The organism is Curtobacterium sp. AC272 (assembly GCF_979258155.1).
Genome location: NZ_OZ409838.1, coordinates 1,334,492 through 1,359,666, shown reverse-complemented (window position 1 = coordinate 1,359,666; position 25,175 = coordinate 1,334,492). Strand labels below are relative to the sequence as shown.

The following is a 25,175-nucleotide window of genomic DNA, read 5'->3' as shown; positions in this document are numbered from 1 at the left end:
TTCACTCGGTACGTGCGCAGCATCGAATTCGTCCTCGACGGCCCCTCCGACCGAGCGGTCCGGGCACTCTGGCAGACCCTCGTCGCCGCGGAACTGCCGAGCCTCGGCCACTCGGGGACGAACGACCCGCACGTCACCCTCGTGGCCGGCGAGGCCGTTGCCGTCCCGACGGACCTCGAGGCCGCGGTGCCCGAGGCCCTGCGCGTCGCCGGTCTCCTGCTCTTCCCGGCCGGGCCCGGTCGGCACGTGCTCGGCCTCGGTGTGGTCGTCGACCAGCCACTGGCCCGCTTCCACCACGCGGTCGACGCCGCCGCTCCGGGCTCGGTCGACTCGTCGCTGCCCGGTCGGTGGGCGCCGCACGTCACCCTCGCTCGGCGGATCCGCGACGTCGACCTGCCGGCGGCGCTCCGGGTCCTCGCTGCGGACGCGCCCCTGCCCGAGGTGCTCACCGTGGGCGGTCTCCGGCACTGGGACGGGGATGCGAAGGTGGTCACCCGCCTGCGCTGACGCGCCCTGCGGACCGGCACCGGGCCTCCCGGACGGTGAAGGGCATGCGGGACCTGGTTCCGGGGCGTCGGGTGCGCGGGTGCGCGGGTGCGCGGGTGCGAAGGGGCGCATGGGCGCAGGGGCGTCGGACTGGAGGCGCGGGTCAGGCCCGCAGCACCCGCTCGCCGAACGAGGATGCGAACGTCCGGTCCGGGTCGGCTCGTGCGATCAGCTCACGGACGTCCGCCACCCGCGGGTACAGCTCCGCGATCGCGTCGCCGTCGAGCGAGCTCATCTTGCCCCAGTGCGGTCGCCCGTCGAACGGTGCGAGCCGCGCCTCGAGGTCGGGCAGCAGCGCAGCGACCGCCTCCGGGTGCTTCTGCCAGGTGAACGCGATGCAGAGCACGTCCTCGCCCTGGGTCGGGCTCAACCAGAGGTCGTCGGCCGCCATCGTCCGGAGCTCGCACACGTGCAGGTGCGGCTGGATGCGGTCGGCCAGCCCGCGCAGGGCGTCGAGCGCCGCCGCCGCGTGCCGGAGCGGGACGAAGTGCTCGCTCTGCACCTCGGACCCGTGGCTCGGCACGGACTCGATGGGGAAGTGCGGCAGCCGGTCCCACCAGGGGCCCACCGACCCGTCGCGGGCCGTGTGGTGGCCGTCGCCGGGGGAGCCGGGCAGCCGGGGAGCGCCGAACAGGTCGCCCGGCACGGCGACGTCGTCGGCGCCGTCGGGGACCCGAGACTTCACGAGCGCCTCGCTGATCTCGTCGCCGAAGACCGTGTAGGCGCACACCGAGTACCCGGCTGCGTGGACTGCGGCGACGTGGTCGGTGAACGTGCTCCACGGGAACGGCCCGTACGAGTCCTGCCGCATCCGGTACGTGGGTTCGAGGTCGAGCGTGACCCGGGTCACGACGCCGAACAGCCCGAGGTGCAGGACGGTCCCGGGGAACGCCGGGTCGGTGCGGTCGACGGTCCGGAGCGAGCCGTCGGGACCGAGCAGTTCGAGGGACCGGACCGCGGTGGTCAACGAGCCGAGGGTGGTGCCGGAGCCGTGGGTGCCGGTGGCGACCGCGCCGCCGACGGAGATGTGCGGGAGCGAGCCCATGTTGTGCAGCGCGAACCCCGCGCGGTCGAGGTCGGGGGCGACGACGCCGTAGCGGGTGCCCGCTCCGAGCGTCGCCGTCCGCTGGTCGGGGTCGACGACCAGGTCGGTGGGGATCGCGGTCAGGTCGAGCAGGACGCCAGGGGCGTCGGCGGAGTCGTTGAAGGAGTGCCGGGTGCCGAGCCCGTGCACCCGGGGGAACGTGCGACGACCTCGGCCGCTTCGTCGATCGAGCCCGGTCGGAGTACCTGCTCGGCCGTGTAGGTGACCGTGCCGGACCAGTTCAGTTCGCTCGCCGTCGACCGCATGCCGCCCACGATGCCACGTGGACCCGTGGGCGGCACCGCGGTCAGTGCGCGGGCGGGGGCGTCGGCGCGCCTTCGGGCACCGCCGGACGGGTGACGAAGACCGATGCCAGGATGCCGAACAGCGAGATCACCGCGCCGACCAGGAACGCGGTCTTCACGCCGGAGGCGGTCGCTGCGGCCACGGCGTCCGCACCCGCGCCGGTCGCTGCCGTGGCGGCGCCGATCGTGAGCAGGGTGACGAACAGGGCGGTGCCGGCGGCTCCGGCGAGCTGCTGCGCCGTGCCGAGGACCGCGCTGCCGTGGGAGTAGAGCTTCGGGGGCAGGCCACCGAGCGCCGCCGTGAACAGCGGGGTGAAGGTGAGCGCCAGGCCGATGCTCAGCACGACGTGCGCCCCGAGGACGAACCACACGCTGGTGTCCACGCCGACCGTGGAGAGCGCCCAGAGCACCGCGCTGACGATGATCGAGCCGGGGATGAGCAGTACGCGCGGTCCGCGACGGTCGTAGATGCGTCCGACGATGGGGAGAGGAGCCCCATGAGCAGCCCGCCGGGGAGCAGCAGCAGTCCGACGTTCAGGACCTCGAGCCCGAGGACGCGCTCCAGGTAGATCGGCAGCAGGATGAGCGTGCCGAACATCGCCATGAAGCTCAGCGCCATCGCGACGATCGGGACGGTGAAGCCGCGGGTCTGGAAGGTGCGCAGGTCGAGCAGGGCGCTGTCGGTGCGCTGCAGTCGGGTCTGTCGGACGATGAAGACCGCCAGGGCGACGGCACCGACGACGAGCGCGGTGACCGGGACGAACAGGCCGGTGGTGCCGGCCTCGCCGATGCTGGACAGGCCGTAGACGATCCCACCGAACGCGAACGCGGACAGGATCACCGAGAACACGTCGAGCGGTGCCCGGCGGGGCGTCGAGACGTTGCGGACCTTCACCATGCCGAGGATGAGCGCGGCGATCGCGATCGGCAGGACGAAGCCGAACAGCCAACGCCACGAGAACGCGTTGAGGATGAGCCCGGAGATCGTCGGGCCGATGGCCGGCGCGACCGAGATGACGATCGAGATGTTCCCCATGATGCGGCCACGGTGGGCCGGGTCGACGAGGGTGAGCACCGTCGTCATCAGGAGCGGCATCATGATCGCGGTGCCGCTGGCCTGGACGATGCGGCCGACGAGCAGCAGTGTGAACCCGGGTGCGAGCAGGGCGATCAGGGTGCCGGCCGAGAACAGGCCCATCGCCCAGACGAAGACGGGGCGGGTGTTGAACCGCTGCAGCAGGAACCCGGTGATCGGGATCACGACCGCCATGGTGAGCAGGAAGCCGGTGGTCAGCCACTGCCCGGTCGCCGCACTGATGTCGAGGTCGTCCATCAGCCGCGGCAGCGCCACGCCCATGATCGTCTCGTTGAGGATGACGACGAACGCGGACACGAGCAGCAGCCCGATCACGAGTCGGGTCTCGGCAGCGGTCGGTTGCGAGACGCTTCCCGTGCGGGGGGCGGAATCGACGGCCTGGGTCATGCGGGAGCTCCTGGTGGATCACGTCTGGTGGAACGAGGTGGCGCAGAACGCGCAGACAGGGCAACCGCCTGAGTGGATTCGATTATTCCGCTCCGCACCGACATCCGCAGGTGAACGGTCGGTGTCGGCGGGTCAGTGCAGGATCGCGAACCCGTCGGCGTCGCCGTGCGGCACGACCGGCCGGAGGTCGACGTCCGTCACGGTGGCCGACGGCGGCCCGCTCCGCAGGCACTCCATCAACGTCTCCACCGCGACCGACGGCCCCTCGGCCTCGACCTCGACGGTGCCGTCCCAGAGGTTCCTGGCGTACCCGACGAGGTCGAGCCCGTCGGCCTTCCGTGCCGTCCAGTACCGGAACCCGACCCCCTGGACGGTCCCCGACACCACGGCATGCATCCTCGTCACCGTCGTCATGGTCCTCACCGTATCCACGCGGGGCCTCCCGGAGTTTTCGGCCTCGTGACGATCTGTTTCCGGTTCGTGACGACCCGGAGTCCCTCACGGGCGCAACACACCGCGCAGCGGTGATAGTGTCATCGCAACCCGAACACTTCGAGTCAGATTGACATTAAGGTCCACCATGGACGAAGCAGGCATCCGCGTCGCGGTCTCGACCGTGATCGTCGCGCTGCGCCCGCACCCCGACACCGGGGCACCGGCGCTGTGGATGCCGCTGGTGCGTCGGGTGGCCGAACCGTTCGAGGGGTCGTGGGCGCTGCCCGGCGGCTGGGTGGGCGTGGACGAGGGACTCGAGGACTCCGCCGCAGCCCGCCTGCGCGAGACGACGAACGTCCAGCCCCGCTACCTCGAACAGCTCTACGCGTTCGGCGACGTCGGCCGCTCACCGAGCCGGGTGGTGTCGATCGTGTACTGGGCGCTCGTGCACCCGGACGAGGCGAACGTCGTGCCGGACGACTGGAACGTCCGCTGGTTCCTCGCCGACGAGCACCCGCCGCTCGCCTTCGACCACGACCGGATCGTGGAGTACGCGCTCTGGCGGCTCCGCACCAAGATGTCGTACTCCCGCATCGCCCAGGCCTTCCTGGGGGACCGGTTCACCCTCGCCGAGCTGCGCGGGGTGTACGAGGCGGTGCTCGGGCGCGCGCTCGACCCCGCGAACTTCCGTCGGCAGGTCGAGAAGACCGACGCGATCCTGCCGACCGACGAGACCACGAGCGGGGTCGGCACCGTCCGGCCCGGCTGTACCGCTCGAACCCCGACCTGGCCTACGCGGACAACGGCCCGCTGCAGCAGGGCACACGACCGCAGAACCGATAGGAACCACCGTGTCCATCGCGACGACCATCGACCTCATCTCGAACGGCAAGGCCGGCGGCAGCACCTGCACGCCCGACCTCGCCATGCCCACGTGGGACTTCGACTCCCGGCCCGGGTACGGCCCGGGCTCGTCGATGACCGACGTCATCCCGACGAGCGCACCGCGCCAGGGCGTGCTGCCGGACGAGTACAAGACCGCGCCGACCGACGAGCTGCACGCGCGCATCGAGCGGGCGAAGGCGACGCTCGGCGACCGGGTCGTCGTCCTCGGGCACTTCTACCAGCGGGACGAGGTCGTCCGGCACGCGGACTTCCTCGGTGACTCCTTCCAGCTCGCCAACGCGGCGTTGACGAAGCCCGACGCCGAGGCCATCGTGTTCTGCGGCGTGCACTTCATGGCCGAGACCGCCGACATCCTGGCCCGCGACGACCAGCGCGTCATCCTGCCGAACCTGGCCGCTGGTTGCTCGATGGCGGACATGGCCGACATCGACAGCGTCGAGGCCGCCTGGGCCGAGCTGACCGCCGTCTACGGCACCGAGCCCGACGCCGACGGCCGGGTGCCCGTCATCCCCGTCACCTACATGAACTCCGCTGCCGACCTCAAGGCGTTCTGCGGGCGCAACGGCGGCATCGTCTGCACCAGCTCGAACGCCGCGACGGTGCTCGAGTGGGCGTTCGAGCGCGGGCAGCGCGTGCTGTTCTTCCCCGACCAGCACCTCGGTCGCAACACCGCCAAGGCCATGGGGATCAGCACCGACCTGATGCCGATGTGGAACCCCCGGAAACCCTCGGTGGCAACGAGCAGAGCGACCTCGAGGCGGCGAAGGTCATCCTCTGGCACGGCTTCTGCTCGGTGCACCGCCGCTTCACCGTGGACCAGATCGACCAGGCCCGACGCGAGCACCCCGGTGTCCAGGTCATCGTCCACCCGGAGTGCCCGATGGCCGTCGTCGACGCCGCCGACCACGCCGGCAGCACCGACCTGATCCGGAAGACCGTCGCCGCGGCCACCGAACCGACCACGTTCGCGATCGGCACCGAGATCAACATGGTGAACCGGCTCGCTGCTGAGTACCCGCAGCACACGATCTTCTGCCTCGACCCGGTCGTCTGCCCGTGCTCGACGATGTACCGGATCCACCCGGGCTACCTCGCCTGGGTGCTCGAGGCCCTGGTGCGTGGCGAGGTCCTCAACGAGATCGTCGTCCCCGCCGAGGTCCAGGCCGACGCCAAGGTCGCGCTCGAGCGCATGCTCGCGGCCAAGCCCCGCGGCTGACCCCCGAGCCCGACCCCGAACGACCGAGGGAGACCACCGTGCACGTCGTCATCGTCGGCTCCGGCATCGCCGGACTGACCGCAGCGATCCGTGCCAGCGCCGTCCACGACGTCACGCTGGTGACGAAGGGCGCGCTCGCCGACAGCGCCACCGCGTACGCCCAGGGCGGGGTCGCGGTGGCGCTCGGTGCCGACGACTCGCCGGCGCTGCACCAGGCCGACACCCACGTCGCGGCGGCCGGCAGCGCGGACGTGCGCGCCGTTGAGGTCCTCTGCACCGACGGACCGGCGCGGGTCCGCGACCTGCTCGCCCTCGGTGTGCCGTTCGACCGCTCGACCGACCCGTCGGCACTCGACCGGTACGGCGACGACCTGGCCCGCGGGCGCGAAGCCGCGCACGCACGCTGGCGCGTGGTGCACGCCGACGGCGACGCGACCGGCGCCGCGATCGAGCGCACGCTCATCGACGCGCTGCACCGCCAGCACGTCACGATCCTCGAGCGCACCTGCCTCACCGACCTGGTCGTGCGCGACGGCACCGTCGTCGGCATCGACGTCCTCGACCTGCTCGGCGAAGCCCGACGGATCGACGCCGACACCGTCGTGCTGGCCTCCGGGGAGCGGGACACCTGTACCGCGAGACCACCAACCCGCTCGTGGCGACGGGGGACGGCGTGGCCGCCGCGTGGCGTGCCGGAGCGGTGGTCGCCGACCTGGAGTTCGTCCAGTTCCACCCGACCCGCCTCGCAGTGCCGGACGGCGGGCTCGTCTCCGAGGCTGTCCGCGGCGAGGGAGCCGTCCTCCGTGACGCGCGCGGACGCCGCTTCATGACGTCGGTGCACCCGGACGCCGAGCTGGCACCGCGCGACGTCGTCGCCCGCGGCATCGCCGCCGCCGTCCGCGACCAGGGCGGCGCACCCGTGCTCCTCGACGCCACCGGACTCGGCGCGGACTTCCTGACCGGACGGTTCCCCGGACTCACCCGGGCCACCCGTGCGGCCGGTTTCGACTGGACCCGACAGGGTGTGCCGGTGTCCCCGGCGGCCCACTACTCGATGGGCGGCATCGCCACCGACGCCGAGGGGCGCACCAGCCTGCCGGGGCTGCTGGCCATCGGCGAGGCCGCCTGCACCGGGGTCCACGGAGCGAACCGACTGGCCTCGAACTCCCTGCTCGAGGGACTCGTCTTCGCGGTCCGCGCAGCGGACGCGGTCGCCGGACCCCGGCCCGGCCTGCTCCGCCTGCGGGGGAACGCAGACCTGCGCGTGACCAGCGTTCCCCGAGCGGCGGACGTGATCCGCGCCTCCCGTCAGACCTGGCCGGGAGGCCCCGATCACCGTGACGGGTCCACCGACGTCCGCCAGGCGGTCCAGGCCGTCATGACCGACCGCGTCGGGCTGCTGCGTGACGCGACCGGACTGGCGAGCGCCCGGCGCGAGCTCGACGCGCTCACCGCGCCCGCCACCGGCGGCGTGCGCGAGCACGAGGACCGCGCACTGCTCGACCTGGCACGGCTGGTGGCGCTCGCCGCCGAGACCCGTACCGAGTCCCGCGGCGCCCACGCCCGCACCGACCACCCCGACACCGATCCGGCAGCCCCGGCCTCGTACGCCTGGGTCGCCGAGACGGTCACTCGACACATCGCCGTTCCGCAGGAGGTTCCCGCATGACCATCGACCCCGGCACCATCCCGCCGCACGCCCTGCGCCGCGTCATCGAGACCGCGCTGGAAGAGGACGCGCCCTGGGGCGACGTCACCAGCGAGACGCTCATCCCGGCCGACGCGACCGCGACGGCGACGCTCGCGGCCCGCGAGCCCGGAGTGCTGAGCGGCGGGACCGTCTTCGTGGCGGTCATGCACGCGGTCGACCCGTCGATCCGGGCGGCCCTGCACGCCGACGAGGGGTCCGCGTTCACCGCCGGCGACACGCTCGCCACCGTGACGGGGTCGGCGCGTTCGGTGCTCCGCGCCGAGCGGGTGGCGCTGAACCTGGTGCAGCGCATGTCGGGCATCGCCACCGCCACCGCGGCCCACGTCGCGGCCGCTGCGGGCACCTCGGCGCGGATCGTCGACACCCGGAAGACCACGCCGGGCCTCCGTGCGCTCGAGCGGTACGCCGTGCGCTGCGGCGGCGGGCACAACCACCGCACGTCGCTGTCCGACGCCGTGCTGGCCAAGGACAACCACCTGGCCGTGCTGCTCGCCGGCGGCATCGGCATCGGCGACGCGATCACCGCCGCACGGCAGCGGCTCGGGCACACCGTGCACGTCGAGGTCGAGGTGGACCGCATCGACCAGATCGAGCCCGTCGTCGCGGCGGGCGTCGACACGATCATGCTCGACAACTTCACGCCGGCCGAGCTCTGGACGGGTGTCGGCATCGTCGCGGGTCGTGCGCTCGTCGAGGCGTCGGGCGGGGTGTCCCTCGACACCGTCGCGGCCATCGCCGCGACCGGGGTCGACGTCATCTCGGTGGGGGCGCTCACGCACTCGGCCCGGGCGCTCGACCTCGGGCTCGACATCGCGGTGGCGGCCGGGGACTGACCGTGTTCTACCTGGACCGGGCGGCCACGACCCCGTCCGCCGCGAGGTCCTCGAGGCGATGTGGCCGTACCTGACCGGGGTGTTCGGCAACCCGTCGTCGACGCACGGTGTCGGGGACGAGGCCGCGCGCGGGCTCGCGGCCGCACGGGCCACTGTCGCCGGCGTGCTCGGCTGCCGACCGGCCGAGGTCGTCTTCACCACGGGTGGGACCGAGGGCGCGAACACCGCGGTCAAGGGGATCGCGCTCGCCGCCCCACGCGGACGCCACGTCGTCACCAGCGCGATCGAGCACGAGGCCGTGCTCGAGAGCTGCGCGTACCTGGCACGCTTCCACGGCTTCGACGTCACGGTGCTGCCGGTCACGTCGGACGGCCTGGTCGACCCGTCGGTGCTGCGCGCGGCGCTCCGGCCGGACACGACCCTCGTGTCGATCGCGCACGCCGACAACGAGATCGGCACCGTGCAGGACGTCCCGGCGCTCGCCGCTGAGGCCCACGCGGTCGGCGCGCGCTTCCACACCGACGCCGTGCAGTCCGCGCCGTGGCTGCCGATCGGGCTCGACGTCCTGGGCGTCGACGCACTGTCGCTGTCCGGGCACAAGCTCGGGGCGCCGAAGGGGACCGGTGTGCTCGCGGTCCGGTCGGGGGTGCCCGTCGAACCGTTGCTGCACGGCGGGGGACAGGAGCGGGGCCGACGCTCCGGCACCGAGGACGTCGCCGGCGCGGTGGCGGTCGCGACGGCGCTCGGGCTGGTGGCCGCCGGTGGTGCTGCTGCCTCTGGTGGTGGTGCTGCCTCGGATGCTGCTGCTGCCTCTGGTGGTGCAGCTGCCGCCGCGACGGCCGTCCGTGACGCCGTGCTCGACGGGGTGCTCGCCGCCGTCCCCGGCGCGTTCGTGACCGGGTCGCGCGCGCACCGGCTGCCCGGGCACGCGTCGTTCTGCTTCCCCGGGGTCAACGGCGAGACCGTGCTGCTCGAGCTGGAACGGCGCGACGTCGTGTCCTCGTCGGGCAGCGCCTGCGCCGCTGGCAGCACCGAGGCGTCGCACGTGCTCACCGCGCTCGGGATCCCGGACGAGGTCGCCCGGACCGCGCTCCGACTCACCTTCGACGGTTCCCTCGGTGTCGAGGACGTGCCGGTCGTCGTCGGAGCGGTCGCGGACGCCGTGGCCACGGTCCGCGCACTCGGCTGACACATCGCATCCTGGGTGTACTAGACGTTCTACTCCATGAGTGGGGTCGTGTCCCCCCTTATGCGGACACGGAATCTGCGCCAGAGTGTCCACATGGCAAACGTGATGATGACCCGGACGCGACGGGACGACCGCTTCCGAGCGGTGCAGCTCCTGCCCGCACCGGCGACCCTCGTCGCGCTCGCCCTGGCTGCGCAGCACGACCTCGGCACCGCCCCCCTCGGGCTGATCGCCGCCGTCGGAGCGCTCGCGACCGTCGGGAGCGCCCTGCTCCCCATGATCCGACCCGCCGCCGCTCGACGATCGATGCCCGCACCGATCGAGACGGACCGGTACCGAGAGGACACCGAACACCCTTGAGGTCCGACACCGCCCGGCTCCTCCCGTGACCCGGCCGGTGCCCCAGACCGGATGTCGATACCCCTGATCGACATCCGGAGCGGGGCGCGACGTTCCCCCTGTCGTCGCGTCCCGCCACACACCGCGACCCGCCGTGGGCCGACGTCGACCCCCTGAACGACGTCAGTTCCCCTGCAGCCCACGGCGGGCTCCCGGTGTCTCCCGCTCCCGCTACCGTCGGGGCATGCCCTCGTACCGTGTGACCCTGGCGATCGGCGCACTCGCCGCCGGCACCGCGCCCGACGCCGTCCTGCCCGCTGCGGCCCGGCTGGTCGCCGAGCACGCCGTGGTCGAGGCGCAGGACGTCCGCCTGCTGCGCGGTGTGCCGTGCGCGGTCGTCCGGTTCGAGTCCGACGACGACGCCACGGCAGTGGTCGTGCGCGATGCGACCGTGCACGGCCTTCGCGACGTGGTCGAGATCCGCTCCGACGTCGTCACGCGCCGCGACGGTGCGCGGTGGATCCCGGTGGCGTGACGACTGCGGCCGTGCCTGGTGCGTCCGGCGTGCCGGGTGCGTCCGGCGTGCCCGGGGTGTCCGGCATGCCCGGCCAGACGTAGTCGAGGTCGTCGGGTGCGTCCGGGAACAACTCGCGGTAGTGCTCCGGCGCCTTCTGCACCAACTTCGAGCGGTGTGACGCGTGCAGGGCCTCGTCGTCGTTCCACGGCGGGATCGGGACCTCACCGCGCTCGTACGCCGCCAGGTCCTCCGGGACCCGCCCGAGGTCCAGCAGCGTCTTCTCCCGGCAGGTGTCCACGTGCCCGCGGTCGAGCCAGACGCGGCACGTCGCTTCCTGGTACGCCATCAGCGCCGGACGGTAGCCGCGCCACATCGCGGTGACCGGGTGGTGCTGCCAGCCGTACCCCGGCAGCGTCAGCGCCCGCATCACCTGCAGGGTCTCCACGCGCTGCTTGCCGAGACGCCGGTCGTCGAGGACCTCGGCAGAGGCCCGGAAGTCGGCGTACGGCAAGAACGTCTGCATGCCGCGGGACGGTACCCGCGGGGCCTGGCACCCGACACATGTCGTCACACGCGGACCGCTCCCGTGGCAGGCGTGTGAGCATCGACCGCATGAGTGGAGAACTGGTCGTCGGCGTCAGCGGTAGCCCTTCGGACCCCTCGAGGACGTCCACCCTGGTCGCCGCCACGGTGGCACGCCTCGGGCAGGAGATCGAAGGTGCCCGCACCGAGACCATCGAGATCGGCCCGCTCCTGGCCGACCTCGGTGCCGCGTCCTCGCGTGAGGCGATGTCCGAGCGCACCCGCGCGGCACTCGAGACCGTCGAGGCCGCCGACGTGCTCGTCGTCGGCAGCCCGGCGTTCCGCGCCGCCTACTCGGGCGCGTTCAAGCTGTTCTTCGACTGGATCGGGCAGTACGACCTCGTCGACACTCCGGTCCTGCTGACCGCGACGGGCGGCAGCGACCGTCACGCCCTGCTCGTCGAGCACCAGATGCGCCCGCTGTTCGGCTTCTTCCAGTCGACGACGCTGCCGATCGGGGTGTTCGGCAACGAGCGCGACTTCACCAAGCGCGAAGGTGGCTACGGCATCGGCAACGTCGACCTCGAACTCCGCATCGACCAGGCCGTGCGCCGGGCGATCCCGATCATCCGCGGGGCTTCGCCACGGCCGGCCTGACCGACGTGCGGCGCCCCGCCGACTTCTGACCCTTCTGCGCGTTCCTGGCCGATTCGGGCGTACCTGGTCTGAAGTTCTCACCAGGTACGCCCTATTCGACCTTGTATCGCAAGTGTTGTGGGAAAGAACGCCTACGGAGCGGGGACGGTGACCGTCTCGCCCGACGCCGCCGACCGGCGCGCCGCGTCGAGCACCTCGACCACGTGCACCGCGTCGTCGACGGGCACCGGCACCGGACCGAGCCCGCGGACGGCCCGTGCGAACCGCTCGTAGTAGTCCGTGTAGGAGCTCTGTGCCGACGGGACGTCGACCGTGCCGGACTCCGTCGTGAGGTCCCGGACGAGGGCTCGACTCCCCAGGCCGACCGGTCGTCGGCAGGTGACGCACCCGCCACGGCTGCCTGTGCCTGCACGTCGGTGCTCGTGGCCTCGTACGTGCCGTCGACACCGTCGAGGCGGAGCTGCCGTGCGCCCAGCCACCCGGCCTTGTTCGACGTCAGGACGGACTCGACGCCGGACACGTGCGTCGCTGCGAGCGTGAAGCCGGCGTCGATCTGGCCGTCCTGGTCGCGGCCGAGCGAGCGGGCATCGCGGACGTCGAGCGTGCAGGACACCCGGGCGATCGGTCCGAACAACGACACGGCCTGGTCGACCAGGTGCGAGCCGATGTCGGAGAGCACGCCGCCGCCGATGCCGGTCGCGATGCCGTGCCGCTCGACCAGGTCGAAGCGGGAGCAGAAGCGGAGCGGCGCCCCGACCCGTCCGGCGTCCAGCACACTCCGGAGGGTCGCGAGGTCGGTGTCCCAGCGGCGGTTGTGGAAGGGCGTGATCACGACGCCGGCATCGGCCGCGGCCTGTCGGATCTCGCGCGCCGTGGCCGGGTCCGGGGCGAACGGCTTGTCCGCGACGACGGCGATCCCGGCGGCGATCGCCTGCAGGACGAGTTCGCGGCGGGTGGACGGGGAGTGGTGACGACGACGGCGTCGACGCCCGCGGCGATCAGGTCACCGAGGGAGTCGTGCACGGTGACGCCGGGCAGGTCGGTCGCGAGCTGCTCGTGCTTGGCGGCCGAACGGGCGACGACACCGACGAGGTCGACGCCCGTCGCGTCCAGCAGGAACGGGCGGTGGAACGCCCGCCCTCCGATGCCGTAGCCGACGAGTCCGATGCGTACTTTGTCCATACATATGAACCTAGCGCGTCCGGCCAGCGTTGGGAACGTTCCAACGAGGCGGACGGGAGGCCCGCTGCGGCCCCGCCACGGGCCTCCCGTCCGCCTCGTGCGCACGTGTCGGGCGCGACGTGCGCGACGTGCGCGACGTGCGCGACGTGCGCGACGTGCGCGACGTGCGCGACCGCCGGGTTCCACGACTTGCCGTCCGCGTGACGCCGAGGTTCCACTCCGAGGCGGCAGCGGCGCCGAGGTTCCGAGATCTCGGAACCTCGGCGGGGCGAGAGACGCCGGTGCGACGTGACGGGCGTCAGGCGATGAGCGACGCGACGTGTGCGACCGCCAGGCGGTAGCCGTCGGCGCCCGCGCCGGCGATGACCGCGGTCGCGGCGGTGGCGACGTGGTCGACGTGCCGGAAGGGCTCGCGCTTCCACGTGTTCGACAGGTGCACCTCGACGACGGGGACGGACAGTGCCTCGACCGCGTCGTGCAACGCGACCGAGGTGTGCGCGTAGGCCGCGGGGTTGATCACCACGGCGGCGAAGTCGTCGAGGGCCTCGTGCAGCCATTCGACGAGTTCGCCCTCGCGGTTCGTCTGGCGGAAGTCCGCGTCCAGTTCGTGCACGGCCGCCTCGGTGTGCACGATCGCCTCGAGCTCAGCGAGCGTCACGGTGCCGTACTGCTCCGGGTCGCGCCGCCCGAGGATGTCGAGGTTCGGTCCGTTGAGGACGAGGATTCGCGCCTGGTCGGTCATGGGGCGAGCCTAGCGATCGCGGGCCACGGAGTGCCGCCGGCAGACACATGCCTCGGCTATGTGAACGGTCACAATTCGGTGTAACATCTCCGTCCGGGTCGGCGGAGTTGTCGACTGCAACACACTGACGTGGAGATGTTGAATGGTTCTCGCTGCAGCGAACGAAGGGATCCGGCTCGACTTGGGCTGGGTCGACTACCTGATGATCATCGTGTACTTCGCGGTCGTCATCGGGATCGGGTTCACCGCCCGCAAACAGGTCCGGACGAGCATGGACTTCTTCCTGTCCGGGCGCTCGATGCCGGCGTGGATCACGGGCCTGGCCTTCGTGTCCGCGAACCTCGGTGCGACCGAGATCCTCGGCATGGCCGCCAACGGTGCCCAGATCGGCATGGCGACCCTGCACTACTACCTGGTCGGCGCGGTGCCGGCCATGGTGTTCCTCGGGCTCGTGATGATGCCCTTCTACTACGGTTCCAAGGTCCGGTCGGTGCCGGAGTTCATGCTCCGCCGCTTCGGCAAGGCCCCGCACCTGGTGAACTCGATCGCGTTCGCCGTGTCGAACGTCCTCATCGCGGGCATCAACCTCTACGCCATGGCCATCGTCATCGAGGCGATGCTCGGCTGGCCGGAGTGGCTGGCCATCGTCGTGTCCGCCGGCTTCGTGCTCGTCTACATCACCCTCGGCGGGCTCTCCAGCGCGATCTACAACGAGGTCATGCAGTTCTTCGTGATCATCGCCGGGCTCATCCCGCTGACGATCGTCGGTCTGCACCGCGTCGGCGGCTGGGACGGGCTCAGCAAGGCGATCACCGAGACCCAGGGCGTGCAGCATCTGCAGGCCTGGGCGGGCACCGGCTTCGGTGACGTGACCAACCCGATCGGCGCCAACTGGCTCGCGATCGTGCTCGGTCTGGGCTTCGTCCTCGGATTCGGCTACTGGACCACCAACTTCACCGAGGTGCAGCGCGCGTTCTCGGCGAAGAACATGTCCGCAGCGCGCCGGACCCCGCTCATCGCCGCGATCCCGAAGCTGTTCATCCCGGCCATCGTCGTGATCCCCGGTCTCATCGCCGCGGCGGTCGTCGGCAACCAGTTCGCCGACGGCTCGCTCACCTACAACGACGCGATCCCGAAGCTCATCCAGATGTACCTGCCGACCGGTGTGCTCGGCGTCGCGGTGACCGGTCTGCTCGCGTCGTTCATGGCCGGCATGGCGGCCAACGTCTCGTCGTTCAACACCGTCTTCACCTACGACATCTGGCAGCGCTACATCAAGCCGAACATGCCGGACATCCACTACCTGAAGACCGGTCGTTGGGTCACCGTCGTCGGCGTCCTGGTCGGCATCGCGACCGCGTTCATCGCGGCCCAGGCGTCGAACATCATGACGTACATGCAGACGCTGTTCTCGTTCTTCAACGCGCCGCTGTTCGCCGTCTTCATCCTCGGTCTGCTCTGGAAGCGGATGACCACGCAGGGTGCGCTCTGGGGCTACGTGCTCGGTATCGTCACGCCGACGATCACCTGGATCGCGTACCTCGTGAACCCGGACCTGTTCGCCACCGCGACCGCCGAGACCCTGTACGGCGCGATCATCTCGTTCGTGACCGTCCTGATCGTCGGTTTCATCGTCTCGATGTTCACCACGCCCAAGGACGAGAAGGAGCTCGGCGGTCTGGTCTACGGCATCGGCAAGATCGACCTGCACGGCGACTCCGTGGCGACCGACACCGCCTGGTACCGCTCGCCCGCACTGCTCGGCACCGTCGCACTGATCCTGTGCGTCGTCCTGTACCTGCCGTTCCTCTGATCCGCGAAGGAGATCACCGACCATGAGTGACACCACCACCCCCGGCGCGCTGACCGAGGAGCAGAAAGCCGCCCTCGTCCGCTCGACCCGTCGTCTCGACCTGCGCCGCATCCTCGGCGGCCTGTTCGTGCTCTACGGCGTCATCGTGACGATCGTCGGCATCGTCCACTGGGACAGCGACCCCGAGAAGACCGGCGGCATCCACATCAACCTGTGGGTCGGGCTGTCGATGCTCGTCGGCGGCCTGCTGTTCTTCCTCTGGGACCGCCTGAACCCGGTGCCGGCCGAGGACATCATCGGCCAGGCCGAGGCCGAGGCCGACCAGAAGGCCGCCGGCGAGGGTCGAGCGTCCGCCTGACCCCGGTCGCGCGCCACTGAGCCGACTCGAACGACGACGTCGCTGTCGCACGACAGCGGCTTCGTCGTTCCGGGTCGGTGTTCAGGATCACTTGACGTGGCCCGCGCTGGGCTCGTAAAATTGATATGTCGACCGCGTGCTGCTCGGTCGAAAGTGAGCCCCGGAGAATCCTGCAGCCAGCGCGGGACCGGGGTTTTGCGCTGTCCAGGCTCGTTCACCCCACGCGGACAACGGTGCTGTCGAGCTCGTCGTCGAGGCCCGCCACGTGCGCACCGCAGGCAAGGTCAGCCAGTGCGACCAGTGGTTCATCGACCCCGCAGACGTGCTCGTGTCGCACCGGAACGCCGACTCCTCGTCGTCGAAGGGCATCGAACATCGACCGGTCGCCGTCATCGCGTGCCCTCCCTCGCGATTCGAGGACGAGGAGTGTGACGCCCCGCAACTCGAGCTCCCAGACGAGTCGCTCCAAGCACCGGCGTCGTCGCCGTTCGGCGCGCGCAGCCGCGCCCTCGTAGCGGACGACGACGATCTCGACCGCCCGCTCGGAGGAGGTCGAGCCACGAGAGCCGCTGACCGGGGAGGGCTTCGTACCAGTGCAGCTTCCGCATCCGCCTCGGTGTCGCTGCCCGGACGTCCGCACGTGCCGCTTCGCAGGCGGACGCCGTGATGACCACGGCAGCCATGAAGTACGTCGTGTGGTCGCGTCCGCCGCCCGGCTCCGATTCATCGACGTACGCCCGCATCGGATCAGCATATTGCGTATCAGTTCGTACCGCGACGGAACGGTTGCGCATCGTCGCACCACGGGCCAGGTTGAGCGTGACGAAAGGAACCTCCCCATGGACACGATGGTCTTCATCAACCTGCCCGTCACCGACCTCGACCGTTCGAAGGCGTTCTACGAAGCCCTCGGCTACTCGATCAACCCGATGTTCAGCGACGACACCGCTGCGTGCATCGTCGTCAGCGACACGATCTACGTCATGGCGCTCACCCACGCGAAGTTCGCCGACTTCACCGACAAGACGATCGCCGACGCCGGCACCGTCGAGGTGATCAACTCGCTCACCGCCGGGTCGAAGGACGAGGTGTACCGCATCGTCGATGCCGCCGTCGCGGCCGGCGGGAGCGAGGACCGCGCGCCGATGGACCTCGGCTTCATGTTCCAGCGGAGCTTCACCGACCCGGACGGCCACCGGTGGGAGTACGTGTGGATGGACCCGCAGGCCGCCCAGGACGGCCCGCCGGCCAGTGACCACACGGTCGACAACGAGGGTGTCGGCGGCGCACGCCAGGATGGTGCGATGAGCACCGAGCCCGCAGCCACCGAGCCCGCAGCCACCGAGCCCGCAGCCACCGAGCCCGCAGCCACCGAGCCCGCAGCAGGCGCCCCACTCCGACCTGGTGATCGGCGACGACGGACTCGCCCGGCCGGTGTGGGCATCGACGGACGAGCTGCTCCGCGACTACGACACCGAGTGGGGCATGCCCGTGCGGGACGAGCGCGGGGTGTTCGAGCGGCTGTCACTCGGGCGTTCCAGTCCGGCCTGTCCTGGCGCACGATCCTGGCGAAGCGTCCGGCGTTCCGTGCGGCGTTCGCGGACTTCGACCCCGACACCGTCGGGCTTCGGCGAGGACGACGTCGCCCGGCTGATGGCCGACGCCGGCATCGTCCGGAACCGGGCGAAGATCCTCGCGACCATCACCAACGCGAACGCGACGGTCGCCCTGCGGCAGGACGGCGGGCTGTCCGACTTCGTCTGGTCGTTCCGTCCGGCGACGACGCCCGAGCCCGAGTCGTACGCCCGGGTCCCGACGACCTCCGACGAGTCCGTCGCACTGTCGAAGGCGCTGCGGAAGCGCGGCTTCGCGTTCGTCGGTCCGACCACGATGCACGCCCTGATGGAGGCGCTCGGCATCGTCGACACGCACCTGCTCGGCAGCCACCGGCGCGGGACCTCGGGCGTCTGGAACTGACCCGGACGCCGTCCACGCCGCCAGCGAGCGCACCGGGCTAGGGTCGCGGCATGGAGCACCGACCAGCCGAACCCGCGCGTGCGTCCCGTCCACCCGGTCGACGCCGACGTCGTCGCCGTGCCCGTCGACGTGCCCGCTCCCACGCCGGACGCGGCCGGGGACTCGGCGACGGAGCCGGGCCACGACCCCGCCGAGGTCCGGATCGCCTTCCTGCTCTTCCCGGACCTGACGCAGCTCGACTTCACCGGTCCGGCGCAGGTGCTCTCCCGGGTACCCGGCGCACGCGTCGAGTACGTGGCGGCGACGCTCGATCCGGTGCCGACCGACTGCGGGTTCGCGCTGGTCCCGACGACGACCATCGCCGACGCGGGTCCGGCGGACGTCCTCGTGGTCCCCGGTGGCGACGGTGCCTTCGATGCGATGCTCGACCCAGAGCTCACCGGGTTCGTCCGGCGCGAGGCCGAGCGCGCCACCTGGGTGACGTCGGTCTGCACGGGGGCGTTCGTCCTCGGTGCCGCGGGGCTCCTCGCCGGCAAACGGGCGACCACCCACTGGGCGTCGAAGCCGATGCTCGAGGCGTTCGGTGCGCAGCCGGTCGACGAACGGATCGTCGACGACGCGCGATCGTCACCGCGGCCGGCGTCAGTGCGGGCATCGACATGGCGCTGTGGCTGGCGGCCGAGCTCGCGGGGCAGGCAGCGGCCGAGGCGATCCAGCTGCAGATCGAGTACGACCCGCGGCCGCCGTTCGACGCGGGCTCCGCGGAGCCGCGCCGACGCTGTCGTGGTCGCCCGCGCACGGGCCGCGGCCGAGGCGGCTCGCGGGGACCGCGTCACCCGCGCAGCGGCTGCCGTCCTGCCGTGACGACACAGATGCCCTGACGACACAGATGCCCTGACGAAGCACGCGCCGTGACGACGCGCCCGCAGTGACGACGCGGCAGAGCCCTCAGACCAGCGGCTTCTGCATCTGCGTCGCGGTGACCTCGTACCCGAGCGAGGCGTACAGGTCCTGCGCGCCGGTGTTGTAGCCGAACACGTTGAGCCCGATGCTCGTCGCCCCGTGCTCCGCTGCAGCCCGCTGGCCGAGCTCGAGGCACGTCGGGCGTGTCCGCGACGACGGTGCGGCTTCGTCGATCTCGACGTCGAACACCCACCAGTCGGTCCCGCCCGGAGCGAACGGGCCGATCCAGAGGTACCCGACCGTGGTGTCGTCCTGGTCGAGGACGTCCCACACCAGGTGCCCGTCGGCCGGGGCCCCGCCCGGGAACCACTGGTCGAGCGACTTCTGCTTGTTCGCCTCGGCCTGTTCGCGGGTCTCGCCCGCCTGCATCCGCGACGCCACGTACTCGGCCATGGTCCGGTCGAGCCAGGCCGGGAGGCGCGTGGCCGGCATCTCCTGCAGGCGCGTGTCCGTCATCGGTTGCCCTTGGAACCCCGGCTCGGCTTGCCGCGCATCTTCCCGCGGCCGGGGGTGGGGCCCTTGCCGGTGTTGGACTTCTTGCCGCTTCCGGACTTGCCGCTGCCGGGCGACTTGGCCTTCGCCTTGCCGCCGGCGCTTCCGGCACCCGCTCCGCCCTTGGCGGACCCGCCCTTGCCCGACCCGCCGCCGGCCTTCGAGCCGGCCTGCGTCGCACGCAGGGCCTCTTCGACGTCGCGATCGGTGCCGGTCGGCTGGTTCCGCGAACTGTTGGCGGTGCGTCCGCGCACCACGCCGATGAACTCCTCGGTCGTCTCGGTGGCGTCCTCGTCTCGCCAGACCAGCGCGATCTGCGTGCCGGGGGCGCCGAAGAGCAGGCGCGCGACGAGGTCCTTGCGGCTCGCCGCGCGGAAGAGCGACTGGGGGAGCACGACCACGCCGACGTTCGCCTCGACCAGGTCGAGCGCGGCGGCGATGTCGGCCGGCACCGGACCGGCGTCGACGACGTGCACCTCGGCGTCCTCGAGGTCCACCTCGGCCAGGTCGGCGAGGGGAGTCCTTCGGCATCGCGACCACGGCCGTCTCGGTCCAGAGCGGGATGGCGTTGTGCTGCTCGGAGACGGGCATGCGTGCGAAGACCATGTCGACCTCGCCGTCGAGCGTGTCGTCGACGTCGTCGGACCCGATCGGCCGCAGCCGCAGCTCGATCGAGGGGTGTCGATCCCGCCAGACACGGGCCCACTTGGCCGGGGAGACCCCGGGCACGAATGCGATGGTGAGTGCCGCGGTCATGCAGACGAGCATAGGGGCCGTACTCTAGGGGGCATGGCGCAGGAACAGACCATGAAGCCCGAAACGGCTGCGAAGAAGCTCGGCATCTTGCTGGCGGCCGCTCCGAGTCCTTCCAGGGCGCTCCCGTCACACGGACCGCCTTCGACGAGCTCCGGACCGAACCCCCGACGTGGCTCGAGGACCTCCGACGTGACGGCCCGCACCCGCGTCCCGTCGTGGCGCAGAAGCTCGGCGTCTCCATCTCGGGCCTGACCCGTGCGGGGATCGACGACGCGCTCACCACGGCGGAGATCAAGACGCTGCTCGAGCAGAGCCCGAGTGGCTCGTCCGCGAGCGCGAGACGCAGGCCGCCGTGCACGCGGAGAACGCCCGTGTGAAGCAGGAGCGCGCCGCCAAGGCCGCTTCCCGCGCCGAGGACTGACCCGCCCGGCACCGCGCCGGGCGCAGCTGGAGGACCCGCCGTGCACGAGACCGTCGCCGACGCCATGCTCGTCGTGCCGCAGTTCGCGTCGGTGTGCTGCATCGTCGGCGACCGCTACCGACCGCGCCCCGGCGTGATCGTGCCGGCCGCGGTGATGCTCGTCGCGATGCTCATGCCCGTGGTGCACGCGGGTGCGGTGTGGACGCTCTTGGCGGCGACGCTCCTGCTGTTGCTCGCACCGCTGCCGGTGATGCGCCGACGCCGTGCCGACGGCCGCCGCGCCGAGCCGATGGACGTGCACCGCGCGCTGTCGGCGGTCGTGATGGCCGGCATGCTCCTGATGGGCCACGCGACCGGCGTCGCCGACGGGCACGCGGGACACGGCATCGCGTTGTCCGCGGTGCTCGGTGCCGGCGTGATCGGCTACTGCGCGTTCAGCGGGTGGCTCCTGCGGTACGAGTGGGCGCAGGAGGACCGGCGCGCCGTGCGCAGCGGCGAGGTCTTCGCGATGACGGTCGCCGTCGTCGGCATGACCCTCGCGATGTAGCGCGGGAGCGCCCGTCGGGGCTCAGTCGGTGGTGGCCGACGAGTCGCCCGTGTGCGTGACACGGTCCTTCGCTGCGCGGAGGGTGTCCTTCGGCACCGGCGGCACGCCCCGTCGGAGCCCTCGGAGTCCGACCACGAACAAGATCGCGGTGACGACGGCGAACACGGCGAACGTGATCCCCGTCGCGGCCCAGACCGGCAGCGCCAGGGCCAGGAGTGCCACCACGAGTCCGGCCAGCAGCACGAGCGTGGTCAGTGCGAAGGCCGCCGCGGCGCCGGTGAGCACCAGCCCGGTCTTCGCGCCGTTCGCCCGCTCGCTGATCTCCCGCCGAGCCGAGGCCACCTCGTCACGGACGGCGCGCAGCACGGGTTCCAGCGCCTTCTGCACCAGGCCGGCGGTGACGGTGTCGCGGAAGGACGGCTTGCTGCTGGTCGTGGTGTCGTCGTGGTCCGTGGTGCTCATGGGTCTCCTGTCCGGGACGCGGTGATCGCGTCCACCTGCTGTGACGCGTCCGGTCCGATGATCGTCACGTCGGTGGCGGCGTGCTCGGTCGCTTCCCAGCTTGCGGAGCCGCCGGTGGCGGTGGGCGCGTCGCCGGGAGGCCCGCCCGCGTCGACGACGCAGGACGGGCCTCCCGGGGTGGTCGGGCCGAGGGCCCTACTCGGCGATCTCCTCGAGGTCGTCGATGCCACGGGCCGGCACGCTGCGCGCGCGCGCGCATCGACGGGGCCGCGAGGGCGGCGAGGACGGCGAGGACCGCGACACCGGTGCACGCCCAGAAGCCGATGGTGAAGGCGTCGTCGGTCGGCAGGCCCTGCGGGGTGCTGTGCGAGGTGATGAGCGCCGCGATGACCGCGGTGCCGACGCTCGAGCCGATCGTGCGGACGACGGTGTTGGCGCTGATGGCCTCGCCGGTCTGGTTCGCGGGGACGCTCTCGATGATGGCGTTCGAGCAGGCTGCGAGGGCCAGGCCGATGCCGATGCCGGTCAGGATGCCGGAGACGACGACCTGCCAGAGCTCGCCGTGCGCGATCGCGGGCAGCAGGAACGCGGCGACGATGGCGATCCCGCCGAGCAGCATGGGCGGCTTCGGACCGACCTTGCGCACGAGGATGCCGGCGATCGGCCCGGCGACGATCATCATGGACGGTCGGCAGCAGGAAGAGACCGGCCTGGGTGACGTCCTTGCCGAAGCCGTAGCCCAGTGCGCTCGGCAGCTGCAGCAGGGTGGGCACGAGCACGAAGGTGCCGAACATCGCGAACCCGAAGACGAGCGCGACGACGTGGGCGGTCCAGACGCCGCGGACGGCGAACAGACGGACGTCGATGAGCGGTTCGGCGACACGGAGCTCGACCAGGACGAACGCGACCAGTGCCACGGCGCCGAGGACCAGCAGGCCGATGGTCTTGCCGTCACCCCAGCCCCAGGTCTCGCCCTCGCTGACGGCCAGCAGGATCGACACGAGCGAGACGGCGAGGACGAACGTGCCGACCATGTCGAGGCGGCCGGGCTTGCGGACCGGCGACTCCGGCATGCCGAAGATCGCGCCGAGCAGCGCGATGACGACGAGCACGGCGGGCAGCCAGAACAGCCAGTGCCACGACAGGTGCTCGACGATCGGTCCGGCGGCGACGATGCCGACGCCGGCGCCGATGCCGAAGATCGCGGAGAGCAGACCGATCGTGACGCTGACCTTCTCCTTCGGCAGCTCGTCGCGGACGATGCCGATCGACAGCGGCATCACCGCGCCGGCAGCGCCCTGCAGCGCACGGCCGACGATGAGGACGCCGAGGTTCGGTGCGAGCGCGGCGAGCACGGCGCCGACGAGCAGGATCGACAGCACGACGATCAGGACCTTGCGCTTGCCGATCATGTCGCCGAGGCGGCCGAGGATCGGCGTGAGCACCGACGCGGAGAGCAGGTAGGCGGTGAGCACCCAGCTCGTCGCGCTCGTCGAGGCGCCGAGGTCCTGTCCGATGGTCGACAGCGCCGGCGCGACGAGCGACTGCAGGACCGCGAACGACAGGCCGCCGAGGGACAGGTAGACGATGATCGCCGTGCTGTCCGGCCGGTGCCCGGCGGTGGTGGGGTGCGCCCGTGCGGGGGCTCTGCATGGTGTCGGTCATCGTGCTCCGTGTCTCGGGTGATGTAAACAATTGCTGACTTGACGAGGGTACGCAGTTCTCACGTGATGTCAACACTTGCTTACATCCCGGGTCCGGCCGGTACGCTTCGACCATGAGCAAGGACGCCGCCGCCACCCGACTGCTGCTCGTGCGGGCGGCGCGGCACCGGTTCGCGTTCGACGGGTACAAGGCGACGACGGTGCGGGACATCGCCGCCGACGCCGGGGTCAACGTCGCGCTGATCAACCGCTACTTCGGATCGAAGGAAGGGCTGTTCCGCGCCTGCCTCGACCGGGTGGTGCAGGACCTCGGGGTCGAGCAGCCCGTCGAGCGTGGCCTCGAGCGCGCGCTGGCCGGCCTGGTCTCGCACGTGGTGCGCGCGCCGACCGACGACGACTCCCTCCAGCTCATGCTGCTGCTCCGGTCCTCCGGCGACGACGGTGCCGACGCCATCCGCCGAGAGACCCTCCGCCGGTACGCGGAGCGTCTCGCCACGGCCGTCGGCGGCGAGGTCTCCGAGGAACTGCTCGTCCGGGCCGAGATCGCGCTGTCGGTGGTGCTCGGGATGACGATGCTCCGGCGGTCCACTGCGGTGGAGCCGCTCGCGTCGGCCGACGACGACGTCGTGGCCGGGGCACTCGACGACGCGCTCCGCGCCCTGCTCGCACCGTCGCGGTAGCGTCGAGCCGTGTCCGACCGACCAGCTCGCCGTCCCGACCCCGCCCCGCGCCTCGACGAGGTCGACGAGCGCATCCTCTGGACCCTGGCCGGCGACGCCCGGATCCCGAACAACCGGCTCGCGGCAGCCGTGGGCATCGCGCCGTCGACGTGCCTGACCCGGGTCCGGGCCCTCGAGGACGCCGGGGTGATCCGCGGCTACCGGGCCGAGGTCGACATCGCGCGACTCGGCTTCTCGATCGAGGCGATGGTCTCCGTCCGGGTTCACGCCGCGGCCCGCCACGAACTCCGGGACTTCGCGAAGCGACTGCTCCGGGTGCCCGTCGTGCAGGACGTCTCGTTCCTGGCCGGCGACAAGGACTTCCTCGTGCACATCGCGTGCGAGTCGACCGAGCAGCTGCGGGACTTCGTCGCCGACGAGCTCAGCGGCGACCCGTCGGTGGCGACGACCCAGACGAACATCGTGTTCGAGCGGCTCGTCGCCGACCGGTCCACGCAGGGCCGCTCGTTCGACGAGCTCCGCCGCTGGCGCGCCTGACGCGGCCGCCCACGCAGACGCGCCTGACGCGCCGGTCCGGTCAGCGCTGGCGGGTCATCGGGACGTGCGGGATCCGGTCCTCGAGGTACTCGTCCCCGGAGCGCACGAACCCGAAGCGGGCGTACCACTGCTCGAGGTGCGACTGGGCGCCGAGGGCGATGCTCGCGGAGCGGGACTCGGCGATCGCGGCCTCGATCAGCTGCCCCGACAGGCCCTGCCCGCGGGCGTGCGCCGCCGTGACGACCCGGCCGATGCGTTCGGTGCCGTCGGGTTCGCGCAGGAGCCGGAGCGTGGCGTCCACCGAGCCCTGGCCCGCCCAGAACTGCACCGTGCCGGGCTCGAGGTCACGCCCGTCGATGTCGCCGTAGGCGGCCCCCTGCTCGACGACGAAGACGTCCTGTCGCAGGCGGAGGATCTCGTGCAGCGTGACGATGTCCAGGTTGCGGGTCGGGGCGGAGAAGATCGAGACCACGGACGGCCTTTCCTGAGAATTTCTTCCAGAACGGGGTGCGTTCCGGAACGGACCGGCGTACATTGCCGGTCAACCACTCTACGTGCGCAGCCGAGTTCAGGAGGTGAGCGCATGGACACGACGTCGCGCGCACCCTGGCTCGCGGTGCTCGGGATCGCCCTGCTGGGCGTCGGGACCCTCGCTGCCCTCGTGCTGCTGTCCCTGGCGTTCGGGGCCCGTCCGGCCTCGGCTGCCGAGGCAGCGTCCACTCCGCCCGCCCAGACGCAGCAGCGCGGGCTCGTCAGCGGTGTGGTCGACGGGCTCGGCGAGACCGTGCACGACGTGTCTGGCGGTGTCGGACAGGTCGTCGGCGGCGTCGTGGACCCC

22 protein-coding genes, 1 tRNA gene and 9 pseudogenes are annotated in these 25,175 nt (G+C 71.6%); 18 read left to right on the top strand and 14 right to left on the bottom strand.

From position 1 onward, the window contains the following. The first annotated feature begins 12 nt into the window (after positions 1 to 12). Positions 13 to 507 (top strand): 2'-5' RNA ligase family protein, encoded by a 495-nt coding sequence (locus tag ACZZ0J_RS06810; RefSeq protein WP_463435851.1) that lies wholly within the window; start codon positions 13 to 15, stop codon positions 505 to 507. A 142-nt stretch (positions 508 to 649) separates the two neighbouring features. Here ACZZ0J_RS06810 and ACZZ0J_RS06805 read toward each other — a convergent pair whose 3' ends face one another. From ACZZ0J_RS06805 to ACZZ0J_RS06795, 3 genes and pseudogenes are all read right to left on the bottom strand, one after another. Further along, positions 650 to 1,780 carry a D-arabinono-1,4-lactone oxidase gene (locus ACZZ0J_RS06805; protein ID WP_463435849.1) on the bottom strand — a complete coding sequence of 377 codons (1,131 nt, stop codon included), beginning with the start codon at positions 1,778 to 1,780 and terminating at the stop codon, positions 650 to 652. Positions 1,781 to 1,937: 157 nt separating this feature from the next. Next, positions 1,938 to 3,418 (bottom strand): annotated as a pseudogene (locus tag ACZZ0J_RS06800) (MDR family MFS transporter). 132 nt (positions 3,419 to 3,550) lie between these two features. Next, the gene (locus tag ACZZ0J_RS06795; RefSeq protein ID WP_228509678.1) at positions 3,551 to 3,832 is read right to left on the bottom strand and encodes an acylphosphatase; all 282 of its coding nucleotides are present in this window, start codon (positions 3,830 to 3,832) and stop codon (positions 3,551 to 3,553) included. Positions 3,833 to 3,998: 166 nt separating this feature from the next. Between ACZZ0J_RS06795 and ACZZ0J_RS06790 the strand changes: the two are divergent. The 7 genes and pseudogenes from ACZZ0J_RS06790 to ACZZ0J_RS06760 all read left to right on the top strand — a co-directional run bounded on the left by ACZZ0J_RS06790 (position 3,999) and on the right by ACZZ0J_RS06760 (position 10,472). Continuing rightward, positions 3,999 to 4,696, top strand: a pseudogene (locus ACZZ0J_RS06790) (NUDIX hydrolase). 8 nt (positions 4,697 to 4,704) lie between these two features. After that, a pseudogene (gene nadA / locus ACZZ0J_RS06785) lies at positions 4,705 to 5,975 on the top strand (quinolinate synthase NadA). A 38-nt stretch (positions 5,976 to 6,013) separates the two neighbouring features. After that, positions 6,014 to 7,644, top strand: a pseudogene (locus ACZZ0J_RS06780) (L-aspartate oxidase). Then, positions 7,641 to 8,519, top strand: a complete 879-nt coding sequence (gene nadC, locus ACZZ0J_RS06775; RefSeq protein ID WP_463435846.1) for a carboxylating nicotinate-nucleotide diphosphorylase — start codon at positions 7,641 to 7,643, stop codon at positions 8,517 to 8,519. The pseudogene ACZZ0J_RS06780 and the gene nadC overlap by 4 nt, the downstream one beginning before the upstream one ends. A gap of 2 nt (positions 8,520 to 8,521) precedes the next feature. Continuing rightward, positions 8,522 to 9,708 (top strand): annotated as a pseudogene (locus ACZZ0J_RS06770) (cysteine desulfurase family protein). A 93-nt stretch (positions 9,709 to 9,801) separates the two neighbouring features. Beyond that, entirely contained in the window at positions 9,802 to 10,068 is a 267-nt protein-coding gene (locus tag ACZZ0J_RS06765; RefSeq protein ID WP_131921776.1) for a hypothetical protein, read from the top strand. Between the two features lie 322 nt (positions 10,069 to 10,390). Further along, positions 10,391 to 10,472, top strand: a tRNA-Ser gene (locus ACZZ0J_RS06760). 69 nt (positions 10,473 to 10,541) lie between these two features. Here ACZZ0J_RS06760 and ACZZ0J_RS06755 read toward each other — a convergent pair. Beyond that, positions 10,542 to 11,087, bottom strand: a complete 546-nt coding sequence (locus tag ACZZ0J_RS06755) for an MSMEG_6728 family protein (protein ID WP_463435843.1) — start codon at positions 11,085 to 11,087, stop codon at positions 10,542 to 10,544. Between the two features lie 89 nt (positions 11,088 to 11,176). On the opposite strand from ACZZ0J_RS06755, the gene ACZZ0J_RS06750 reads away from it, so the two are divergent. Next, the gene (locus tag ACZZ0J_RS06750) at positions 11,177 to 11,743 is read left to right on the top strand and encodes an NAD(P)H-dependent oxidoreductase (protein ID WP_463435841.1); all 567 of its coding nucleotides are present in this window, start codon (positions 11,177 to 11,179) and stop codon (positions 11,741 to 11,743) included. 131 nt (positions 11,744 to 11,874) lie between these two features. On the opposite strand, the gene ACZZ0J_RS06745 is transcribed toward ACZZ0J_RS06750, so the two are convergent. The 3 genes and pseudogenes from ACZZ0J_RS06745 to aroQ all read right to left on the bottom strand — a co-directional run bounded on the left by ACZZ0J_RS06745 (position 11,875) and on the right by aroQ (position 13,667). Further along, a complete protein-coding gene (locus tag ACZZ0J_RS06745) occupies positions 11,875 to 12,222 on the bottom strand; it encodes a Gfo/Idh/MocA family oxidoreductase (protein ID WP_463438151.1) in 348 nt (115 codons plus the stop codon). A gap of 11 nt (positions 12,223 to 12,233) precedes the next feature. After that, a pseudogene (locus ACZZ0J_RS06740) lies at positions 12,234 to 12,925 on the bottom strand (Gfo/Idh/MocA family protein); the annotation flags it as partial. 298 nt (positions 12,926 to 13,223) lie between these two features. Next, positions 13,224 to 13,667 carry a type II 3-dehydroquinate dehydratase gene (aroQ, locus tag ACZZ0J_RS06735; protein WP_123313893.1) on the bottom strand — a complete coding sequence of 148 codons (444 nt, stop codon included), beginning with the start codon at positions 13,665 to 13,667 and terminating at the stop codon, positions 13,224 to 13,226. A 142-nt stretch (positions 13,668 to 13,809) separates the two neighbouring features. Between aroQ and ACZZ0J_RS06730 the strand changes: the two genes are divergently transcribed. Further along, a complete protein-coding gene (locus tag ACZZ0J_RS06730; RefSeq protein WP_194646473.1) occupies positions 13,810 to 15,480 on the top strand; it encodes a sodium:solute symporter family protein in 1,671 nt (556 codons plus the stop codon). 22 nt (positions 15,481 to 15,502) lie between these two features. Beyond that, the gene (locus ACZZ0J_RS06725) at positions 15,503 to 15,838 is read left to right on the top strand and encodes a hypothetical protein (RefSeq protein WP_194646471.1); all 336 of its coding nucleotides are present in this window, start codon (positions 15,503 to 15,505) and stop codon (positions 15,836 to 15,838) included. 214 nt (positions 15,839 to 16,052) lie between these two features. On the opposite strand, the gene ACZZ0J_RS06720 is transcribed toward ACZZ0J_RS06725, so the two are convergent. Further along, positions 16,053 to 16,307 carry a hypothetical protein gene (locus ACZZ0J_RS06720; protein WP_463435837.1) on the bottom strand — a complete coding sequence of 85 codons (255 nt, stop codon included), beginning with the start codon at positions 16,305 to 16,307 and terminating at the stop codon, positions 16,053 to 16,055. Between the two features lie 370 nt (positions 16,308 to 16,677). On the opposite strand from ACZZ0J_RS06720, the pseudogene ACZZ0J_RS06715 reads away from it, so the two are divergent. The 3 genes and pseudogenes from ACZZ0J_RS06715 to ACZZ0J_RS06705 all read left to right on the top strand — a co-directional run. Then, positions 16,678 to 17,418 (top strand): annotated as a pseudogene (locus ACZZ0J_RS06715) (VOC family protein); the annotation flags it as partial. Continuing rightward, positions 17,324 to 17,815, top strand: a complete 492-nt coding sequence (locus tag ACZZ0J_RS06710) for a DNA-3-methyladenine glycosylase I (protein WP_463438150.1) — start codon at positions 17,324 to 17,326, stop codon at positions 17,813 to 17,815. The pseudogene ACZZ0J_RS06715 and the gene ACZZ0J_RS06710, both read left to right, overlap by 95 nt. A gap of 78 nt (positions 17,816 to 17,893) precedes the next feature. After that, the gene (locus tag ACZZ0J_RS06705; RefSeq protein ID WP_463435835.1) at positions 17,894 to 18,679 is read left to right on the top strand and encodes a DJ-1/PfpI family protein; all 786 of its coding nucleotides are present in this window, start codon (positions 17,894 to 17,896) and stop codon (positions 18,677 to 18,679) included. An 84-nt stretch (positions 18,680 to 18,763) separates the two neighbouring features. On the opposite strand, the gene ACZZ0J_RS06700 is transcribed toward ACZZ0J_RS06705, so the two are convergent. Together ACZZ0J_RS06700 and ACZZ0J_RS06695 are read right to left on the bottom strand one after the other, a co-directional pair. Continuing rightward, the gene (locus ACZZ0J_RS06700) at positions 18,764 to 19,234 is read right to left on the bottom strand and encodes an N-acetyltransferase family protein (RefSeq protein ID WP_463435833.1); all 471 of its coding nucleotides are present in this window, start codon (positions 19,232 to 19,234) and stop codon (positions 18,764 to 18,766) included. Continuing rightward, positions 19,231 to 19,767 (bottom strand): LysR substrate-binding domain-containing protein, encoded by a 537-nt coding sequence (locus tag ACZZ0J_RS06695; protein ID WP_463435831.1) that lies wholly within the window; start codon positions 19,765 to 19,767, stop codon positions 19,231 to 19,233. The genes ACZZ0J_RS06700 and ACZZ0J_RS06695 overlap by 4 nt, the downstream gene beginning before the upstream one ends. Positions 19,768 to 20,077: 310 nt before the next feature. Between ACZZ0J_RS06695 and ACZZ0J_RS06690 the strand changes: the two are divergent. Together ACZZ0J_RS06690 and ACZZ0J_RS06685 are read left to right on the top strand one after the other, a co-directional pair. Further along, a pseudogene (locus ACZZ0J_RS06690) lies at positions 20,078 to 20,447 on the top strand (DUF5997 family protein). 40 nt (positions 20,448 to 20,487) lie between these two features. Further along, the gene (locus tag ACZZ0J_RS06685; RefSeq protein WP_194646462.1) at positions 20,488 to 20,994 is read left to right on the top strand and encodes a hypothetical protein; all 507 of its coding nucleotides are present in this window, start codon (positions 20,488 to 20,490) and stop codon (positions 20,992 to 20,994) included. 21 nt (positions 20,995 to 21,015) lie between these two features. Here the strand turns inward: ACZZ0J_RS06685 and ACZZ0J_RS06680 are convergent, their stop codons facing one another. The 3 genes and pseudogenes from ACZZ0J_RS06680 to ACZZ0J_RS06670 all read right to left on the bottom strand — a co-directional run. Next, positions 21,016 to 21,456 carry a phage holin family protein gene (locus ACZZ0J_RS06680; RefSeq protein ID WP_463435829.1) on the bottom strand — a complete coding sequence of 147 codons (441 nt, stop codon included), beginning with the start codon at positions 21,454 to 21,456 and terminating at the stop codon, positions 21,016 to 21,018. 64 nt (positions 21,457 to 21,520) lie between these two features. Then, positions 21,521 to 22,075, bottom strand: coding sequence for an MFS transporter (locus tag ACZZ0J_RS06675; RefSeq protein ID WP_463438149.1), 555 nt, complete (start codon positions 22,073 to 22,075; stop codon positions 21,521 to 21,523). A 238-nt stretch (positions 22,076 to 22,313) separates the two neighbouring features. After that, positions 22,314 to 22,982 (bottom strand): annotated as a pseudogene (locus ACZZ0J_RS06670) (MFS transporter); the annotation flags it as partial. Positions 22,983 to 23,233: 251 nt separating this feature from the next. On the opposite strand from ACZZ0J_RS06670, the gene ACZZ0J_RS06665 reads away from it, so the two are divergent. Both ACZZ0J_RS06665 and ACZZ0J_RS06660 read left to right on the top strand, forming a co-directional pair. After that, on the top strand, positions 23,234 to 23,800 hold the full coding sequence (locus ACZZ0J_RS06665) for a TetR/AcrR family transcriptional regulator (RefSeq protein ID WP_194646457.1): 567 nt from the start codon (positions 23,234 to 23,236) through the stop codon (positions 23,798 to 23,800). A 9-nt stretch (positions 23,801 to 23,809) separates the two neighbouring features. Continuing rightward, the gene (locus tag ACZZ0J_RS06660) at positions 23,810 to 24,337 is read left to right on the top strand and encodes an Lrp/AsnC family transcriptional regulator (RefSeq protein WP_123292064.1); all 528 of its coding nucleotides are present in this window, start codon (positions 23,810 to 23,812) and stop codon (positions 24,335 to 24,337) included. A gap of 40 nt (positions 24,338 to 24,377) precedes the next feature. Here ACZZ0J_RS06660 and ACZZ0J_RS06655 read toward each other — a convergent pair whose 3' ends face one another. Beyond that, a complete protein-coding gene (locus tag ACZZ0J_RS06655) occupies positions 24,378 to 24,809 on the bottom strand; it encodes a GNAT family N-acetyltransferase (RefSeq protein ID WP_111084314.1) in 432 nt (143 codons plus the stop codon). Positions 24,810 to 25,175: the final 366 nt, after the last annotated feature.

Coding starts and splice junctions, on each gene's coding strand:
- ACZZ0J_RS06795 (WP_228509678.1), bottom strand. CDS start 3,832: ATGACGACGGTGACGAGGATGCATGCCGTGGTGTCGGGGACCGTCCAG.
- nadC (WP_463435846.1), top strand. CDS start 7,641: ATGACCATCGACCCCGGCACCATCCCGCCGCACGCCCTGCGCCGCGTC.
- ACZZ0J_RS06765 (WP_131921776.1), top strand. CDS start 9,802: ATGGCAAACGTGATGATGACCCGGACGCGACGGGACGACCGCTTCCGA.
- ACZZ0J_RS06755 (WP_463435843.1), bottom strand. CDS start 11,087: ATGCAGACGTTCTTGCCGTACGCCGACTTCCGGGCCTCTGCCGAGGTC.
- ACZZ0J_RS06750 (WP_463435841.1), top strand. CDS start 11,177: ATGAGTGGAGAACTGGTCGTCGGCGTCAGCGGTAGCCCTTCGGACCCC.
- aroQ (WP_123313893.1), bottom strand. CDS start 13,667: ATGACCGACCAGGCGCGAATCCTCGTCCTCAACGGACCGAACCTCGAC.
- ACZZ0J_RS06730 (WP_194646473.1), top strand. CDS start 13,810: ATGGTTCTCGCTGCAGCGAACGAAGGGATCCGGCTCGACTTGGGCTGG.
- ACZZ0J_RS06725 (WP_194646471.1), top strand. CDS start 15,503: ATGAGTGACACCACCACCCCCGGCGCGCTGACCGAGGAGCAGAAAGCC.
- ACZZ0J_RS06710 (WP_463438150.1), top strand. CDS start 17,324: ATGCCCGTGCGGGACGAGCGCGGGGTGTTCGAGCGGCTGTCACTCGGG.
- ACZZ0J_RS06700 (WP_463435833.1), bottom strand. CDS start 19,234: ATGACGGACACGCGCCTGCAGGAGATGCCGGCCACGCGCCTCCCGGCC.
- ACZZ0J_RS06680 (WP_463435829.1), bottom strand. CDS start 21,456: ATGAGCACCACGGACCACGACGACACCACGACCAGCAGCAAGCCGTCC.
- ACZZ0J_RS06675 (WP_463438149.1), bottom strand. CDS start 22,075: ATGCTGCTCGGCGGGATCGCCATCGTCGCCGCGTTCCTGCTGCCCGCG.
- ACZZ0J_RS06665 (WP_194646457.1), top strand. CDS start 23,234: ATGAGCAAGGACGCCGCCGCCACCCGACTGCTGCTCGTGCGGGCGGCG.